Genomic DNA, 17,683 nt, shown 5'->3' with positions numbered 1-17,683 from the left:
TGCTTGGAGAGGATGTGCAGTCAACCCAAGCAGACAGCGAGATAGAGGAAGAGCACCTGCTTAATTTTGTCGTCAACAGTCTCGAAGAGGAGCTCACGGTAGACCTCGACGAGAACGTAGAGGTCACGACAGAGACATTGTGCGAGGTCCTCGCCGGCGCCAGCGCCGGCGGGACCTCAATCAACCACGTCTGCGAAACGACTGACGACTCACCGCACGCCAATACCGTGCGTGGACATCTTACCGATCAGTTTGAGCTTGATTCGGTTGAGGCGGTTGGAGACACACTGTTACAACGAGATGCGCTTGCGACACTGCCAGATCGACCGGTGGAGGTCTGCGCAGACCTCCACCTCGATCCCTACTACGGTGATGAGGACGAAACTGAGGCTCTGTACTCCTCACAGGCCAAGCGTGGAACAACGACGTTTCACGCCTATGCGACGCTCTACGTGCGCGTACGCAACAAGCGGTACACGCTGGCGGTTCGCCAGCTCGTCGCTGGCGAAACCACCAGCGATGTCCTCGCCGAGTTCCTGGAACTCCTTGACGGCCTTGACCTCGGCGTCAAGGCCGTCTACCTTGATCGGGGTTTCTACAACAGCACCTGTCTCAAGCTGCTGTACGCGCACAATTACGCCTATGTGATGCCGATCGTCAAGTGGGGTGAGACGATTCAAAACAAACTCAGCGAAGGCTGGAGCCGCGAGATCGAACACGATCTCGCTGGCGAGGTGGAGTTCCCTGTGTTCATCGACTGCGTGTACCAGCAGGGACGGTACGACGAACACGGGGTGGCGCGTCACGGCTACGCCGCTGACGCGCCCTTTATCGACACGCCACGAGATGCACGAGAGCACTACAGCAAGCGCTTCGGCATCGAATCAAGCTACCGATTAGCCAAGCAGAGCCTCGCTTTCACTAGTTCTCAGGATGCTGGACTGCGGTTGGTAATGTTTGTAGTGAGCCTACTGCTTCAGAACAGTTGGCGATATCTCCACTGGAGGTACGTGGCGGCGCCCCGCCGTGGGGGCCGCCGCCTCTTGCAGTGGTCGTTCACGGAGTTTTGCGAAATGACGCTCCGCGCAGCTTGGACAGCACTTGGTGTCCGCAGGACTGTTCCAGCGAACCAGCCACTTGACGACCGGTTCTTCCGGTAGCTGTCCATCTGTCCGGACAGCGGTCGTCAGTGGTGACACTGTCGCGTCGGCGGCAGTCCGCCGCCGACAGCGACGGTCCATCCCGAAAATCATGCTCACTAGCGGTTCGAAGATGCTCCACAGCTAGTTCGGTTTGGTTCACCGTCATCAAACGGGGTTACGCGGCTGTCGATGTGATCGACTGAGGCTGATTCTTTGGTTCCGTTTCTCCATGATATCGGTATCACGGAAGACCCTGAACACGCAATTGCAAAAGATACAATTCCAAAAATATGCGATAAGACGAAAGAATACGGTGGTCTTCCAATCTTAGCACATATTGACGCCCATGCGGGCGCTGACTACGAGTTAGAAGATCGTAGAAATCCAACTCGGGAAAATGTGTTTGACGATGAGAGGGTTGCCGCACTGGAGGTAGTGGATGAAGAGACTGCTGAAGACTTTGAGGACTACGCTCATATACGCTCTTCTGATTCCCACTCACTGGCAGATATTGGAGACCGCTACACCTTCGTCAAAATGGATTCTCCGTCATTTGAAGGGCTTAGGACCGCATTTGCAGATCCCACTTCTCGGCTATCACTGACTGAGGAGCCTACTACTCATCCGAGTGTGGATGGACTGCTGGCTCATAACGGCTTCCTGCAAGAAAGACACCTTCAGTTTAACAAGAATCTCAACTGCCTCATCGGTGGCAAAGGCACGGGTAAGTCTACAGTCATCGAGCATATCCGTTATGCTCTGGATATTGAGCCACGTTCGGACGGTATCAAGGAAGATTACAACGCGCTCATTGAGAATACGCTCCGGCCCGATGGAAGTGTCGAACTGATCGTCACTGCCTCAAATGGAGACCAATATCGAATTACGAGAGATTATGATGAGATGCCAGAAATCGAACGCTTGCCGGCGGATAGTTCAGGTACACCTCAAGTAGTCGATATCCCAATCGAACAGTTCAAAGCTGAATTCTTTGATGTCGAAATCCACAGCCAGCGAGAGCTGATCGAATTAGCCCGAGACCAAATCGACCAGCTTGATCTTCTGGATTCGTACTTTGATATCACTGACGAGCTTGATACCCGAGAAGACATCAAACAGGACATTCAGACGAAGAACCGTGAGATAGCAGATTTACGTGACCAAGTGTCATCACTGAAGGCCGAAGAAGAACGGTTTGAAGCACTGAAACAGCAGGTGGAGGTGATGGAACAGAAGGGTGTCGGTGAGTACGTAGAGGGTCAAGAAGAGTGGGAACAAGAACGAACTGCTCTCAGTAATCTTATTGAAGATGTAGAGACGGTAGAACAAGCAGTCTCTTCGCTCAGTTTAGCAGACCAGCTCTCGACTACTGATATTGATGATGGACCGAATGCAGATCTGCTTGATGAGGCTGATGAAGCCGCTTCGGAGCTAAAAACCGAACTCGCGGAATTTGAAGAAGAGTTAGAAGATGCAGTCGATGAAGGACGTAGAGAGATAGAGGATATACGACAGCGATGGAATAAGGAAAATGAACAGCGTGAGGATGAACACGAAGCTCTCGCCGACGAAATTGAGCAAGAGATTGGTGTCGACATCGAGGAATTCTTCGATAAAAAGGCTAATTTAGAGGATCTGAGAGGGGTTTCTGAAGAGCTGGAAGAGAAAAGAGACGAATTGGAGACTGCAAAAGAAGAGAAGACTGAACTCTTAGATAACCTCCAAGCGGCTCGTCAAAACCTAAGTGATGCTCGTAACGATGGCATAGAGGAGCTGAATACCCATCTCGGGAACGTCCGCGTGGCACTACACAGCCAGTCTAACAGGAGTGAGTACACTGACTGGATAAACCATGTATTAGAGGGGTCTGGTGTTTGGACCGAACACAAGGAACAAATCACGGAGGCTGTTGACCCACCGAAATTAGCCGAAATAGTGCGTAACGATGATACAGAAGCCTTGACAGAGATAGCAGATGTCACCCCGACCACTGCGGAGAACTTTGTTTCACATGACGATTTGAACGAACAATTGACCAAGTTAGAACTATTCGAGATTCATGACCGCCCTGTTATTGAATTGAACGACGGTGGGTGGAAAGATCTCACAGAGATGTCGGACGGCCAGCAATGTACTGCCCTCCTGTCTATTGCTATGATTGAGCGGGATGTTCCATTGATTATCGACCAGCCGGAGGATATGCTCGATAACAAGTTCATTTTCACGGACGTTGTCGATATCATCCGCTCAATCAAACAGGATCGGCAAGTCGTTGCGGCAACGCACAACGCGAATATTCCTATCTTAGGTGACGCAGAGCAAATCGTCGTGATGCGGTCTAACGGACGTGCTGGTTTCTATCGTGATTGTGGCTCAATAGACGACGAAGCAATCAAATCGCTAGCTCAAGAAATTCTTGAGGGTGGTGAGTTAGCCTTCCAGAGGCGGCGAGAGATGTATCGGCTGGCCGTCTGAAGCCAACTCCGGGTAATTTCCTCTATCTATTAACTACTGGAACCGAGCAAACAACTTATCCCGTACTCACAGAAAGATTGAGTCATCGATGAAAGCGGACACACTGGACCTGAAGGACATCTTTCGGAAGGACACCCGATACGTCGTCCCGCGCTTCCAGCGCCCGTATGTCTGGAACCAAGAGGAACACTGGCAGTTGCTGTGGGAGGACCTTCGACTCGTCGTCGACGAGCTGATGGAGCGCCAAGCAGAGGCCGCGGACCAGTTCGAACGCGACGAAGCACAACTGGAAACCTCGCCCCACTTCCTTGGAGCCATCGTCCTCGACCAGCAGTCGACGCCGACACAGAAGCTTGAAACCCGCGAAATCATCGACGGCCAGCAGCGACTCATCACGCTGCAAGTGCTCCTCTCTGCGGCGCACTCTGTGTCTACGGAGCTCGGCAGTGATGAATCGGCGTCGATGTTCGAGAAGTTGATGTACAACGATTCGGACCTGATTCGGGACGAAACGGACCGCCTGAAGGTGTGGCCCATCGAAGCCGATCAGGTAGCCTTCACCGACGTCATGTCTCTCTCTGACCCCGAGTCGGACGTCACCGAGATCGACGGCGACGAAATTCTGCACGAGTGTTTCGAGTTCTTCAGCAAGCAAATCCACGAATGGGCCGAGGATGGACCGGAATCGCCCGGGGAGCACCTCGACGCGCTCGTGACGACGATGTGGAAGCTGCTTCGTGTAGTCGTCATCGATCTCGAATCGAACGACGACGCACAGGTCATCTTCGAGACGCTGAACGCTCGTGGGACGCCGCTGCTCGCCGCCGACCTGATCAAGAACTACCTCTTCCGGGAGGCGACGCTCGAACAGAACGACCCCGGAGAACTCCACGACAAGTACTGGAAGCAGTTCGACGAGGACGAATGGCGTGTCGAAGTCTCGCAGGGACGGCTCGAACGCCCGAAGATTGACGTGTTCATCATGCACTGGCTCACGATGCAGATGGGGCAGCAGGTCCGAGCGAAGAAACTCTTCCCCGCGTTCCGGAAATATCTCGACCGGACAGACCTGAGTACCGAGGAGATACTCCAGCGCTTCGATTACTACGCCTCGATATACGAGGAGCTCACCGAGCCCGACGACCAGTCACGTGAAGGTGTGTTTCTCCACCGCTTGGACGTACTCGACACGACGACGCCGTTCCCGGTTCTCCTGTACCTCTTTGGGCAGGAAGACGTTCCGAATGACCAGCTGGTGAAGGCCGTCGAAGCAATCGAGAGCTGGTTGATGCGTCGGATGCTCTGCCGCCTCACCTCGAAGAACTACAACAAGATCTTCATCGAACTGCTTGAAGAGCTGAAACAGACTCCTGACGAGGAAGTCGGTGACACGGTCGTAGAATTCTTCCAGAACAAGGACGGCGAGAGCGATTACTGGCCCACAGACGACGATCTCTCGAACGCGATGGTCGAACTCCAGTACTGGTCCAGAATCAACCAACGCCGCTTGAAGATGGTGTTCTCCGCTATTGAGCGCGAGCTCCGTGATACGGGCTACAGCGAGACGCTGGAGTTTACACAGGACCTCGAAATCGAACACATACTGCCACAGGAGTGGTCTCACCACTGGTCGCTCCCCGGTGAGCGGCCCGCCGAAGCTGAGCGTATCGAACGGGACGAAGTGAAGAATACGGTCGGGAACCTGACGATACTCACCGACAAACTGAACCCCTCGATTTCGAATGCAGCATGGGATGACAAACGCGAAGCCATTCAGGACCACACTGTCCTGCTCCTTAACAAGCACCTCATCGACACGTGGCCCGGTGAGTGGAATGAAGAAACCATCGCCGAGCGAGGGGCATGGTTGGCAGACCAAGCGAGCGATATCTGGTTCGCGCCGGACTCCTCGCGCTGGTCTTGAGAACTTAATTCTGCGATTTTCTCTAGTTATACTCCTTATTCCACCCATTGCCGACTGTCTGTCCGTAGTGTTATTACGGTGCATTACATAAATTTACATCGTAATGCCGGTCGATTTCGAGAGCTATCACCCGACGGACCTTCCCGACGAGGACACGAACGGTCGTCGCATACTCGAATTTCTCGCTGATGACCCGGACCTCGGTTTCCGTCCCGGCGAACTGGCCGAGGAGCTCAATATCCCGAAGGGGAGTGTCGGAACAACCCTCCGCCGGCTCGAACAGCGAGGATTCGTTCGTCACAAGGGCGAATATTGGGCGATAAACGTGGAAGCGTACGACGCTCACACCGCGAGCGAAATCGGGCTGCACGCGGTGGCCCAACGGTTTGAGGGCGATTACTACGACCAGAATCCCGATTGGGACGACGACCTTCCAGATATCGACGACCAAGCTCGGACCGAGTGATGTATCAACGCGGAACCGTCGTTGTCGCGTCGGACCCGTTCGGAAACACGCCTCGACGCCCGTATCTACTGGTCAGCGACGAGACCCATCCCTTCACCGGAGAGCAGTACATCGCCGTCGGTATCTCGACCAAGGAGTACGATGATTCGATTCCGCTCGCCGAGTCATTTACCTCAGGAGAACTGACCCGAGAGTCGTTTGTCTCGCCGTGGGCAGTCGTCTCACTGCTTGAGAGCGACATCGAACGGGCCGTGGCACAGGTCGAAGATACAGTAACTGATGAGGTAGCAGAACGACTGACAGCGTACGTCGAGTGAACGGTCGCTACTTTTGGAAGCTAATCTCGACCTTCAGACTCGACGCCTCGTCCGGCATCCGTTCGAAGAGGTCCTGGACCTTCGCGTAGTCTTGCTCGGACCGCAGGGTCAGGCTCACCTGTGTCCGGTCGACATCGGCAGTGCCCTGCAGCGCGCCGGGAATTCCCTCCTTGTCGGGAAGCATGAAGGTGACGTCACCGTACTCGACGGAGCCGCTCTTGTGGTTGTTACGCCACTTGGTCCGCATCGCGGCGACGTCGTCGCCATTGTACTCGAAGCGCCACGTCTCGGCGTCGGCATCGGCCTTGCGGAACGGGTAGCCAGGCACCCAATCGGAGGCCTTGTCCGAGCCCGTCGTGTTGACGACATACTCAGGATCGTCTTCCTTGCCGATGTTCTCCAGCAGGAACGTTCGGACCATGTACTCGGTGACGCTGCTGTCGAATCGGTCGGTGACCTTGTTGACGGTGAACTGTTCGCCGGCGTCCAGTCCTTCGATGTATTCCAGAATCTGGTCGCCAATGCGGTCCGAGACAGTCGGGACAATCTTGACCGTCGTCGGGTCGCGGTCACCGAGTGAGTCCAGATACCGGCCGCCAGCTTCGAGGACGTACTCGTCGATGAGGAACTCGTTGACTGCCTCTCGGGCTGCGGCTTGCGTCTCGTCCGGTGGGAGGAACACCGTCTCGTCGGCACGAACCTCGCCGATGATGGTGTCGAGATTCGCGTACCCGTTCTCCTCTATCTCTTCGGCGATACGGTCAGTCAAATAGGACGCCCCGACGACTGTCGCACTGCCCACATCGCGGAGCGTCGCGTCGGACTGTGGCTTGTCGAGTATCCCGTTCCCGTGGACGATGACGTACTGGTCCTCCCGGTTCAGTCGACCGATGGCCCGCATGACTACGTCGAGTGTGTCGCCGTCGATCCAGATTTCGCCGTCTTCAACGAGGTCAACCTGGAAATCACCGATGTCGATGGCGGTGGTCCCGCTCCCGAATCGCTGTCGGAGTTCCTCTTCGACGTCGTCGACGCCCCACACATCCACAGCGTCCGTCTGGACGAGCACCGTATCGAGTGAACTCCCGGCGAGATCATCTCGGAAGCCTTTGGAGTCTCGTGCGAGGACTGGCTTGCCTTCCAGCGCTTCTACAGTCGCGTTCAACACGTCGTTCGCACTCCCGGGGATGGGAAGCTCAGGGTCACGAAGGAATTGCTCGTAGATGTCCTCAACGGAAATCTCGCCGCGACGTTCGAGCAGGTCCTCAGCGATATCCCAAATATGCGGCTGGAGGTCTAGCGAGTCAGCAGCTGCGGAGTCAGCGATGTTCGCCGCGTCGAGTTCAGCCCCATCCATTACGTAGACGTCGAGGTCCATTGGTTCCATCCTGTCCCACTCATCCTCGTCCAGTAGATTGTCTCCGTCAACGGCTTCGCCATAGAGTAGCTGTAGCTCCTCGCGGAGTTCGTTCTCCTCCTGATCCTTCATCCCGCTAATAGACTCGCGGATTTCGTCGTCCAATGACTCGTCGGCAAGAACCTGCCGTGCACCCTCGATATAGCGAGCCTTGTCGATGTACCTGGTCCCGGACTCGATGGCCTTGTCGCCCGATGGCTGGACAAACACGAGGGTGTTACGCCACTCGCGGCCGCGCCCGTCGTTCGTGATGACCTGCTCGACCTCCTCCTGCGTCCACTGATCGTCCTTCACCACGACCTTGATATCGCGGTCGTCGGGGATATCTCGCATATCGTTCGTCCGGAACCCGACAGGCGAAGCGTTCGAACCGAAGATGTCGGTGATGAAGTCGGCTATCTCGGCTTTCGAAGCTGTCTCGGAGACGTCGACCGCGGCGTTGCGAATCAGCGCATTCGGGTTCTGGCGGTCACGGATGGCGTACTTCCCGTTGAGCTTGTGGAGGTGCCACGCGACGCCGTGGAGCCGTTCAAGATTGAGCACCACGTCGGAGACGAGGTCGCCGGTCTGGTACGCGCCCATGACGATTTCTGAAACCTCGGCACCTTCGCCTTCACTCGGCTTTAGCGAGTAGAGCAGAATCGTGTTCAGGATGCGGCGGCCGTGAGGGACCTCGTCGGTATCAATACGGCTCTTGATGTCCCCCGTCGCGGCGTTGAGTCGCTCGTAGTTGATCTTCGCCAGCTCGTCCTCGAACTCGATGGCGTCGATGTCACCGTGGGTAATGAGGTCCGTCTGGTCCTGCATCTCTAGCAGAACCTTCGAGAAGAGGTAAATCATCCCCCGAGTGTTCTGGTTGTCCTCGTCGGCGTAGTACCGCGTTTCGAGGGCATCGAGAAGCACAGGATGGAACGGATAGAGGTCGTGCATCTCCGACAGCAAGTCGTCAGGCAGAGAGACGTGGTCGGACTGGTCGTAGGCATCAAAGTATCCGTTAACAATCTCTCGGGCTGGCTTCTCCTCAACAGAATCAATCAGGCGGTGGCGGAGGACCTCGCGCTTGTCCACCTGGTTGTTCATGTTTACCTCGACTGCCTGCTCTCGGTTCAGAATATCGTGGACCTCAGAGCCCTCTCGGAGCACAGAGACGATGGTGTAGAGTTCGAGGTCCGAGAGCGCTGTCGATTCGAGCAACGACTGGAGGAAGGCCTTGTTCGCGCTTTTGCGGTCTCCCTGGAGGGTATCGAACCAGTCCTCAAGCTCGTCGACGAAGAACCCGACCGTCTCGTCGCCGACGGCATCCTGAATCGTTTGCATATCTGGGTAGCCGCCAGACTCGAACGTTCCGGGGTCGTAGTCCAGCGCCTCGAAGAACGGTTCCCACAGGTGCTCGTACTGCTCATTGTGCATGGCGACCGTGATGGGAATCGCAGACTCCGGGAGCGAATCCTCAAACCCTTCGATGGAATCGGCAGCCCACGTCCCGGCTGCACTGGGGTCGTCGAAACAGTGATACAGTGCCACCATCTGGTGGGACTTCCCGCTCCCGTATGGTCCATAGAGAATATGCGTCCCACGGGGATCTTCACCGGTCAGTGAATCGCGAAGAATCGACAGAGCCTCTCTCAGCCCCTGTGTCATCAGCGTCCGCTCAAAGAAGAGATCGGCGTCGGACTCGAACTCCCCATCGTCGTCGACGTTGTAGAGTTTCACCTGCCCGTCGATTTGCCCTTCCTCTCGTAACTCACGGCTCAGGGTGACCGTATCGGCGAGAGTCTGGGACAGCGCCGTTGTTTCTGCCATCTTGATACTCAAATACACATCAGTATGGCGCAATAAACACTATGGTCGTGATTTCGGCTGCAGATACTGACTTGACCGACTCGGCGGGATACTCACAAAACGTATTTGACAGTCACTGGACTTTGAGTGACCATGGATGGCTACGACCTCGTCGATGTCGAGGTCACCCACGAGTCTGCGGACGATATTCTTGATAGCTTGTCCCAAGACGCTACCGACCACATACAGAGCGTCCAAGCCACTCGCCTCCAGGCCGGCCAGCCGGACTCTGAACTCCGTGCACTGAAGCAGTTAGACGAGAACTCGGTGAAGATGCTCGAACACCAGGTAGATGCTGCGTATCGAGCACTTTTCGAGATGGACGGGAAAGCGCTGCTCGCCGACGAAGTCGGTTTGGGCAAGACCATCGAGGTCGGGATGATTCTGAAGGAGATGCACTTCCGGGAGACGAACGACTCAGTCCTCATCCTGACGCCAGCACAGTTGGCCAAACAGTGGCAGGCCGAACTCAGAGAGAAGTTCGGTCTCGACTTCGTCTGCAACTACGACGACGAGTTCAGCGGTTTCGACGACCACGACTACATCATCGCCAGCATCGATACCGCAAAAAGCGACCGGCAGCGCTCGACGGTCCTCAAGCGGGATTGGGACGTGCTTGTCCTTGACGAGGCTCACTATGTCAAGAATGAGGATACGGACCGCTACGATCTCATCGACCGACTTACCTACAATTACGCGTTCTTCTTGACGGCGACGCCGATTCAGAACGAACTCACCGACCTCTACAATGTCGTCTCATTACTCCGCCCTGGCCTCTTCGGAACGCGAGATGTCTTCCACCAGTACTTCATCGATAGTAGTCAGGAGACGCTCGTCAACCGGGACGAGCTACACGAGCGGTTGCACAAGGTGATGATTCGGAACAGACGAGCCGAAACAGACATCGACTTCACCGACCGAACAGTCGATACGCGAACGTTCGATCCATCGCCGGCAGAGCGAGAACTCTACCAAGCAGTCTCGGACTATGTGAAGGGTGCGTACGGGCAAGAGCAGGGTCAAAAGTTGGTCCTGATGCTATTGCAGAAAGAGGTCGTCAGTAGTCCTGCTGCGCTCAAACATACTATCGAGAAGCGGCTGGACGAACAGACAGAACTCACCCACGCCGATGAGCTGGAGTCGATTCTTGACCTCATTGAGGGGATTGAGACGGTAACCAAGCAGGAACGCCTCCTCGACATCGTCGAAGAGGCCCGCAATAACGTCGAGAAGGGTCGTGTCATCGTCTTCACTCAGTTCCGGGCGACACAGCGCCAAGTACTCGACAGACTCACTTCAGAGGGCTACACCGTCCACTCGTTCCATGGTGGGCACTCCAGCGAGGAGAAAGAGCAGATTGTGAAGGACTTCGAAGAGGAAGGCGGCGTTCTTGTCTCGACCGACGCGATGAGCGAGGGCCGTAATCTCCAGTTCTGCAATATCCTCGTGAACTACGACCTACCGTGGAACCCGATGCGTGTCGAGCAGCGAATCGGCCGTATCCACCGCATCGGGCAAAAACGCAGTGTCTATATTTTTAATATGGCGCTGAAAGACACGGTTGAGGAATATGTCCTGGACCGTCTGTATCATAAGATCGACCTTTTCCAGCAGAGTGTCGGTGAACTAAGCTCGATACTGAGCCGACTAGAGGAGTCTGGAACCAGCTTCGAAGATGAAATCTTCGAGCGGTTGGTCAACGCTGGCTCCGAAGTTGATCTGGAGAATGACTTCGACGACATGGCCGTGGATCTTCAGGAACAGCGCGAACTGGCCGACAAATTAGAGGAATTCAACAGTGGTGTCTTCGACGGATTCGACTTGGGGGCAAGTGATGACTGACGCTGCCGTGCCCGTGACGCAGTCTGCTGTAGAAACCTTCACTGAGCAGTATCTACGAACGCTCGGCTGCGATATCGACAAGCATGACAATCGATGGGCGGTCACTACTCCGAACGAAGTCGACAGCGAGCTACTAACAGACTCACTAACGCTCGTCTGTGGCAGTGACGTCGGCGACGGGACGGCCGAGGAACTCCATCCCGAGAGTCAATTTTTCCAGACACTTCTCACCGAGGCGAGCGAGCGGACACCGACGGGGAAAATCTCTCTCGAAACGGACGATGCTGCTGTTCAAATCCCTAAGTGGCTTCAGGGAAGCGACATCGAGGTGCGTTCAGCGGATTTCACACCGTACTACGACCGAACAGCACTCGTGGTGCTATTCCGTGTGAGTATTGAGACAGTCAGCGAGTACCAAACAGAACTCCTGCAGGCTGTGGCACTCGATACTCGATCCGAGGGATTCTTGCCCACGCTGGAGGAGACCTTTCTACAGATCGCATCGCCAGATAATGAAGCGGGAACGAGTGAGTCGATGGATATGCAGGCTGCCGACATCCGGCCTCTTCTTGACACTGCTCGAGAGCAAGTCGTCGGCCGAATCCAGGAGACTATCGACGAGGTCCATCAGGAAGCTTCCCGTGCCGCGGACGCCGAAGTCGAGGAGTTCCGTCAGATGCAACAGCAGCGTATCCAAGAGCTAGAAGAGCAACTATCGAACCTCTCTGCGAGAATCGATGATTTGAGCCAACAAATCAATAGCAGTGACGCAGGCGAACGCGTCGAAGCGCTCAAAGAGCGCAAAGAACTCAAAACCGAATATGAGGATGTCGAGACCGAACTCGATGATTTGCGACAATGTCGTGATCAAGGATTTCCTGAGCGACAGCGTGAGATTCGGGCAAGACATGCGCTGGATGTTCAGGTGAAGCCACTGACGATAACCGAAGTCGAATACGAAAGTGGAGAACTCGAAGTGGTATTGGCCACTGATGAACACACACGAGACTTTACTGCAGGATATGGAACTGGCGTCGGTATTACTGAGGTGGTCAATTGCAGTAAGTGTGAAAAAAAGCTCACTGAGACAAACCCTGTGCGGGATATCGCTCGAGGATTGACTTGTTTAGACTGTTATCGAGAAGAATAGATTCGGCGGTGGTACGTTGACCAGTCCTCGCAGGTGTCCTCATCTCCCATCGTCCCAGCAGACATCAGAGTACTAACCCCGTTCATGAGTGGGCACATCTATCAAACACTCTACTGACTTTCAGAACAAGAAGGTAGTGCTTTCTACGGTCCCGCGAAAGGGTGTACCGTTTATATACTCATCTCCTGCCGCAAGAAGTATGCCTGAAATCGGGATGTACGTCTGTGTCTCAAGAGAACCTACGGGGACAACCTGAGGAACTTCGCGAATTTGATCAAACCAGTATCTACTCCAAGCAGCGTGTCATAGAATACGTCTCACACCCTCTACCTGACGATCATGCAGCTCTCAATTCGCGTATAAGCCCGTAATTTCGTCAGTCATTAGTTTTGATCAAGATTGAGACTGTGAATACTGCCTGTTGAGAACCATTGTATGACACGCTCACTCCAAGGCCAAACAGCGAGCCTTACTCCTCCTCATCTTCGCCAGCACGCTCTACAACGGTGTTTGTGGCATCGACGATCTCGCTCGACTTTGGATTGTTGATGTTCTGAACTACTTCGCCGTTGTAATGAACTGAGGCACGCATATAGTATACGTCAGTGTGAACTGATACTTCTTCGTCAAAGTCAATATCCTCGTACGAAGAGCTTGACACTATGCTGTCACTACTATTCCGTATGCTTGCGGCAGTTGCTTCAGCGGTCTTATTTTTTCCGACACCCGGATTAGCCAACTTTGGAATATAGTCGGAGACTAATTCGGATACTGCTTCACTGATTGACGCGTAATCAGACGTAACAAAATAGATACTATCTTTGTATTCATACGACCAAATGTCGATCTCGACACCTATTGTCCGCCCGTCTTGCGAGCCAGTCACACCAGTCGACTCAGTCACATCAAGTCTCTTACGCAGTGCCCGCAACTCTTCTCTCGCTGACTCTATACTTCCGCTGTCAATTTTAGACTCTATATCCTTCAGTTCCCCTACTATGTCCTGTCTATTCTCATTCATTCCTATTTGCCAGGTCGGATGCACATTTATTTAAATTTGTTATAATAGCCAATATGTTTACGACTTGGTATCAAAGGCTAAGATGAAATAAATGAACGAACGTCAGTGCCCTGACTGTGATGTCGAGATGAAGAAGACAAGCGTAAGTGCAGAGGGTGTTGGGGATCTCTATGTCGAAACCGACAGAGATGGCGGTGTACTTGACCGCCTTGGTATCGATCATCAAACCCCCATTCATGCGTTCCTTTGCCCGGAGTGTGGATTAACCCAGTTCTATGCTGATCTCTCTGAATAGGCTCATCGAAATCGCTGATGGCCTGATATAAAAACTTTCTCCGCGTTTTGCACACTATTTAGAAATTGTATTAAAGCTTCAAGATTACTAAAGAACAGTACGCGCGCCTACCCAACAGCCTGTTCGTCCCCGCTGTGTTTGCCGACTACGCACGTTTATTGACCAGTCGTTTCATTCACTCACACGAGCAGCAAACCGTTTTCGCAACGACAGATACCGGTACATCTAATCGTTTTTGAGTGCTACCATCCCTGAAGCCAACGCCCTTGGATAAGAACTGATGAGTGAAACTGTATTAACGACATATGAGGCGTAATCGCCCACCTGGCTCGTTAGGAGCTGTCTATGATATGCTATATGAGGATATTAATCCCGGAGAGAGCATCGAGGTTGATACCGCCGTGACCAAAGTGCGTGAGACCGAGCGGTCAGTCGGTACCGCCGAGCACGTAGTTGAACGACTGGTCGACCGTGGCTACCTGTACAAGGTTGACGGACAGCTGTATATTACCGAACACCGGGATGGCTCGCAAGACTCGAAAAGCGAGCAGTAATCCTACGAATCGAGGTCGGTAGTACCGAAGTCGCCGATGTCGCCACCCGACTGTGACGTGTTGTCCTCATCTGTTGAGACCTCTGTGGCACTACCGGATGCGTCCTCTGCTGTGGTTGGTGTCGCGTCACCAGTTTGGTCCTGCGAGCTTGGGGCAGTTTCGGCGTCGTCGGTGAGTTCCTCAAGCGCTTGGATAACGGTTTGCCGGTACTGGTCAGGATCGGTGTCATACTCTTCGCGAGCCATGGCGGCGTACTCGTTGGTATCGTCGTCGAAGCGTTCGAGCCGCTCAAGAGTTCGCTTCGCTGTTTCTGTCACCCACCGATTGCGGGTGTCTGCATCAACAACGGTCAGGTGCTCTGGTCGGAGCGAGACGTTGGTGTCGCCGTCGTCGGTTTCATAGGTGCGGGGCTTGCCGACGAGCGCGACGAAGACGGGCGGATCAACCTCTCGTAGCATTGCGGCTGCTTCGGGCTGGTACTGGCCAGCATACGTGAAGAATGTCCCTGTGGGACCGACAATTCGGCCCTGCCAGTATTCATCATCGCTGCCGACATCGTCGGTTTCGGTCAGGGTGCCGACGACAAACACGCGGTTTGCTTTTGCGCCTGTCGGCAGCAGGGCATAGACGGGTGCGCGGTCATCGTCTGACTCCCGGAAGGTATAGCCTGCATCGTTGAATTCCCCAGCGAAGGCTCGCTGTGCGAGTTCGCGCATCGGGGCTTGTCCTTGGCTCATTTAGATCGACCTCGCAGTGATGAGGAGTTGTTCTGGATCGTGCATCTCGGCGAGTTGCTCAAACTCATTGACGAGCAAATACCGGCCCAGTTCAGGGCCTTGGACGCGATAGTAGTGCCCAAGCGTCACCTCACGTATCTCGTCGGCGACGACGCTCGTATCCAAAGCGTCCATGGCCATTTCTTGGGCTTGTGACAACGTGATGTCGGCGACCTGCTCAGTCGCCTCTTTGTCGAAGATGACCTCTTGGACTGTATCGCCATTGTCAATCACACCTTTGATTCGGAGGTCGAACTCGCCTTCGCCCTCGCCGTGTTCACTGCATCGCCCGTTTTGGAGGACACGTGTGCAGTCGTCTTCAGGACAGCGTTTGATCAGCCCGCTGCCTGACTGGATATCGACGAGCGCCCCTTCAGCGTCGGTGGTGTCGTCGCCGACTTCGATATCCCGATCGAGTGCTTCGATGGTGGTGGTGCGATTGAGTTTGACCGAGTACTGGCCCTGATACTCATCGGTGACGACATTTCCAAGGCGGTAGACCTGACCTTCGGTGAGTGTTTCGAGATCTGACTTGGCCCATTTGGTGAACTTGATGGTTCCAGTTTCATCACCGAGGAGGCCGACTTGTGCTATCGAATCACTGCGGGGCTCCCAGAGGTCGGCGACTTTCGCGGTAATGTCGACCCACTGTTCGGCTTCGGTAATTTCCTCGAGATCGACTTGTTGGTTGCCGTCCTCGCTGCTAACTTCGTCGCGGTCAACATCGCTGTCAGAAAGATAGGTACTCACGACACTGCGTCGAGCTTCGTCGAGTGGGACTCTGTAGTCATCGACAAGTGTGGTGAGCCGTTCCTCGATGTCGTCGAGGGAGGCATCGACTGACTCGGGTAACTGGTCGTGTATGTCTTGGGCTTCCTGCTGTATATCAGAGTTGCTCATAGTGTTCTCCGTCTCGTTTGCGATGGGAGACACCCGGCGGTACGCTTGGGGTGGTCTAAAACCCATGCAAATCGTGGCGAAAGTGAAATTGTCCCACTCCGCCCGAAGCGCTTCAATCACTGGACGTCGGTGGGCTGGCTCACAGTGTGGACCGTCTGGTCTCCGATCCGTTTGAAAAATTTTTGTGTTCCTCTGTCGGGTGAGAGGATGACTGACCTTTCACTCGGTACGTTCGGAGACGGAGACAGCGCTGACAACGACCTCGATCCCGATGCTGCAAGCATCGCCCGGTGCGCGACGACGTGTCGCGCTCCTGACCGCGACGATACCAGTTGGGCCGCCCCGGACGAGGACTGGGGGCTGACAACGCAGCGGCCGGCGTCGTCAATCAACACGTCGGCTGGTCGAGCAACCAAACAGCAAACGCGCTGGGTCGTCGGCGGGGATGTCGGGGCATATGTTGAGCAGTACGCGACCGGCGACCTGCTGCAAATCCCAAACACGTACGGCGAGTTCGACTCTATTGACACCCGAGTCACATTCGTCGACGGGCTCGCTGACAGCTACGGGTACGGCATCGACGCCCAAGCACTGGAAAAGGCATTGCGAGTCCTCACTGGCGGTGGCCGATACACTGCGTCGCAATATACCGCTATCCCGTGTGGGAAACAGCCGTGGATTCTGACGGGTCCAGAAGGGACGCTCTTGTGCAGCTGTATGCCCGTCGAGCGACCGGAGAACCCATACACGAGAGAGCTTCGGACGCCAGAGACAACCCTGCAGATTGAGGAGCAGAACCAAACAGTTCGTACGGGGGCTGCTGAGTTTGCTCACCTGCTGTCCGACGCTCTCGGTGTCGATATCGAGGGTGTAGAGTACGCAACAGTACGCGGGCAAACCCAGCACTCATTCATCGACGGGGAGGACAAGTTCCCGATCAGAGCTAGTGACTTAGCACAGTTGCACGGGTTAACGTCGGATCCATCTGTCATCCAAGGAGGAGTCAGCCGTGGAGTCCAGCCCCCCAGCGGTGGCGACCCAATCTCGGTTGAGTGGGACGGGCCGGATCATCCGGTCGGATATCTCGACGAGGGAGACGTGATCGCCGGCTACGAGTTTACGTGGGAACAACCCGAAGAGTCGCTGGAAGACGTTGCGGTGGTTCGCGAGTACCGGATCACACGGAACTACTCGCGCTGGACGGTTGACTACCACACCCATCGCCTTGCGTCGGTGGTCCCCTGACCGACGCCGCCAACGGCATATTTTGTGTGCCCTCCGGCAAGTGGAGGGTAAGCGAAATGTCACAGTCCACAGCGACCAGTAGTACCGAAGCAGCAACCACAGACGCCGAAACGAGCGTGCCAGAGACGGCGACAGACAGTGACGCAGAACTCGACACTGCGGACCTCCTGTCGCTCGATGCCCCGCAGCATCTTCGGATCAGCGGCGAGGTCCAGTTGTTTGAGTGGATCTTCGCGGCGGCTGGCACGGTCACAGACAAGACGCGACTCGGGATTGCAGAGTCGGGAATCGCCATCCGGGCGGCCGACCAGCAGGGG

At 55.0% G+C, this 17,683-nt stretch carries 13 protein-coding genes and 1 pseudogene; 10 read left to right on the top strand and 4 right to left on the bottom strand.

The window, feature by feature from the left end; translation table 11 throughout:
* Window positions 1-14 precede the first annotated feature (14 nt).
* From ACYJ11_RS20405 to ACYJ11_RS20385, 5 genes are all read left to right on the top strand, one after another.
* A complete protein-coding gene (locus ACYJ11_RS20405) occupies window positions 15-1,160 on the top strand; it encodes an ISH3 family transposase (RefSeq protein ID WP_121302321.1) in 1,146 nt (381 codons plus the stop codon).
* A 195-nt stretch (window positions 1,161-1,355) separates the two neighbouring features.
* Window positions 1,356-3,617 carry a TrlF family AAA-like ATPase gene (locus ACYJ11_RS20400; RefSeq protein ID WP_461649238.1) on the top strand — a complete coding sequence of 754 codons (2,262 nt, stop codon included), beginning with the start codon at window positions 1,356-1,358 and terminating at the stop codon, window positions 3,615-3,617.
* Window positions 3,618-3,705: 88 nt separating this feature from the next.
* Complete coding sequence (locus ACYJ11_RS20395; RefSeq protein WP_461649237.1) at window positions 3,706-5,541, top strand: DUF262 domain-containing protein; 1,836 nt, start codon at window positions 3,706-3,708, stop codon at window positions 5,539-5,541.
* Window positions 5,542-5,644: 103 nt separating this feature from the next.
* Window positions 5,645-6,007, top strand: a complete 363-nt coding sequence (locus ACYJ11_RS20390) for a MarR family transcriptional regulator (protein ID WP_461649236.1) — start codon at window positions 5,645-5,647, stop codon at window positions 6,005-6,007.
* Window positions 6,007-6,324, top strand: coding sequence for a hypothetical protein (locus tag ACYJ11_RS20385; protein WP_151104335.1), 318 nt, complete (start codon window positions 6,007-6,009; stop codon window positions 6,322-6,324). The genes ACYJ11_RS20390 and ACYJ11_RS20385 overlap by 1 nt, the downstream gene beginning before the upstream one ends.
* Window positions 6,325-6,331: 7 nt before the next feature.
* Here ACYJ11_RS20385 and ACYJ11_RS20380 read toward each other — a convergent pair whose 3' ends face one another.
* On the bottom strand, window positions 6,332-9,544 hold the full coding sequence (locus ACYJ11_RS20380; RefSeq protein WP_461649235.1) for a DUF499 domain-containing protein: 3,213 nt from the start codon (window positions 9,542-9,544) through the stop codon (window positions 6,332-6,334).
* A 132-nt stretch (window positions 9,545-9,676) separates the two neighbouring features.
* Here ACYJ11_RS20380 and ACYJ11_RS20375 point away from each other — a divergent pair, with 132 nt between their 5' ends.
* Window positions 9,677-11,425, top strand: a complete 1,749-nt coding sequence (locus ACYJ11_RS20375; RefSeq protein WP_461649234.1) for a DEAD/DEAH box helicase — start codon at window positions 9,677-9,679, stop codon at window positions 11,423-11,425.
* Window positions 11,418-12,575, top strand: coding sequence for a hypothetical protein (locus tag ACYJ11_RS20370; protein ID WP_461649233.1), 1,158 nt, complete (start codon window positions 11,418-11,420; stop codon window positions 12,573-12,575). Before ACYJ11_RS20375 ends, ACYJ11_RS20370 begins: the two co-directional genes overlap by 8 nt.
* A gap of 469 nt (window positions 12,576-13,044) precedes the next feature.
* Here ACYJ11_RS20370 and ACYJ11_RS20365 read toward each other — a convergent pair whose 3' ends face one another.
* Window positions 13,045-13,596, bottom strand: coding sequence for a hypothetical protein (locus ACYJ11_RS20365; protein ID WP_461649232.1), 552 nt, complete (start codon window positions 13,594-13,596; stop codon window positions 13,045-13,047).
* 645 nt (window positions 13,597-14,241) lie between these two features.
* On the opposite strand from ACYJ11_RS20365, the gene ACYJ11_RS20360 reads away from it, so the two are divergent.
* Window positions 14,242-14,445, top strand: a complete 204-nt coding sequence (locus ACYJ11_RS20360) for a hypothetical protein (protein WP_461649231.1) — start codon at window positions 14,242-14,244, stop codon at window positions 14,443-14,445.
* Window positions 14,446-14,447: 2 nt separating this feature from the next.
* Here ACYJ11_RS20360 and ACYJ11_RS20355 read toward each other — a convergent pair whose 3' ends face one another.
* Both ACYJ11_RS20355 and ACYJ11_RS20350 read right to left on the bottom strand, forming a co-directional pair.
* Window positions 14,448-15,161: an RPA family protein gene (locus ACYJ11_RS20355; protein ID WP_461649257.1), complete on the bottom strand. Its 714-nt coding sequence runs from the start codon at window positions 15,159-15,161 to the stop codon at window positions 14,448-14,450.
* Between the two features lie 21 nt (window positions 15,162-15,182).
* Entirely contained in the window at window positions 15,183-16,121 is a 939-nt protein-coding gene (locus tag ACYJ11_RS20350; protein ID WP_461649230.1) for a replication factor A, read from the bottom strand.
* 207 nt (window positions 16,122-16,328) lie between these two features.
* Here ACYJ11_RS20350 and ACYJ11_RS20345 point away from each other — a divergent pair, with 207 nt between their 5' ends.
* On the top strand, window positions 16,329-17,366 hold the full coding sequence (locus ACYJ11_RS20345; protein WP_461649229.1) for a hypothetical protein: 1,038 nt from the start codon (window positions 16,329-16,331) through the stop codon (window positions 17,364-17,366).
* 56 nt (window positions 17,367-17,422) lie between these two features.
* Window positions 17,423-17,683, top strand: a pseudogene (locus tag ACYJ11_RS20340) (hypothetical protein); the annotation flags it as partial.

It is taken from the genome of Haloarcula sp. H-GB5 (genome assembly GCF_054850705.1).
Note: the sequence above shows the minus strand (reverse complement) of the source record. Positions and strands in the feature narration are given on the sequence as shown.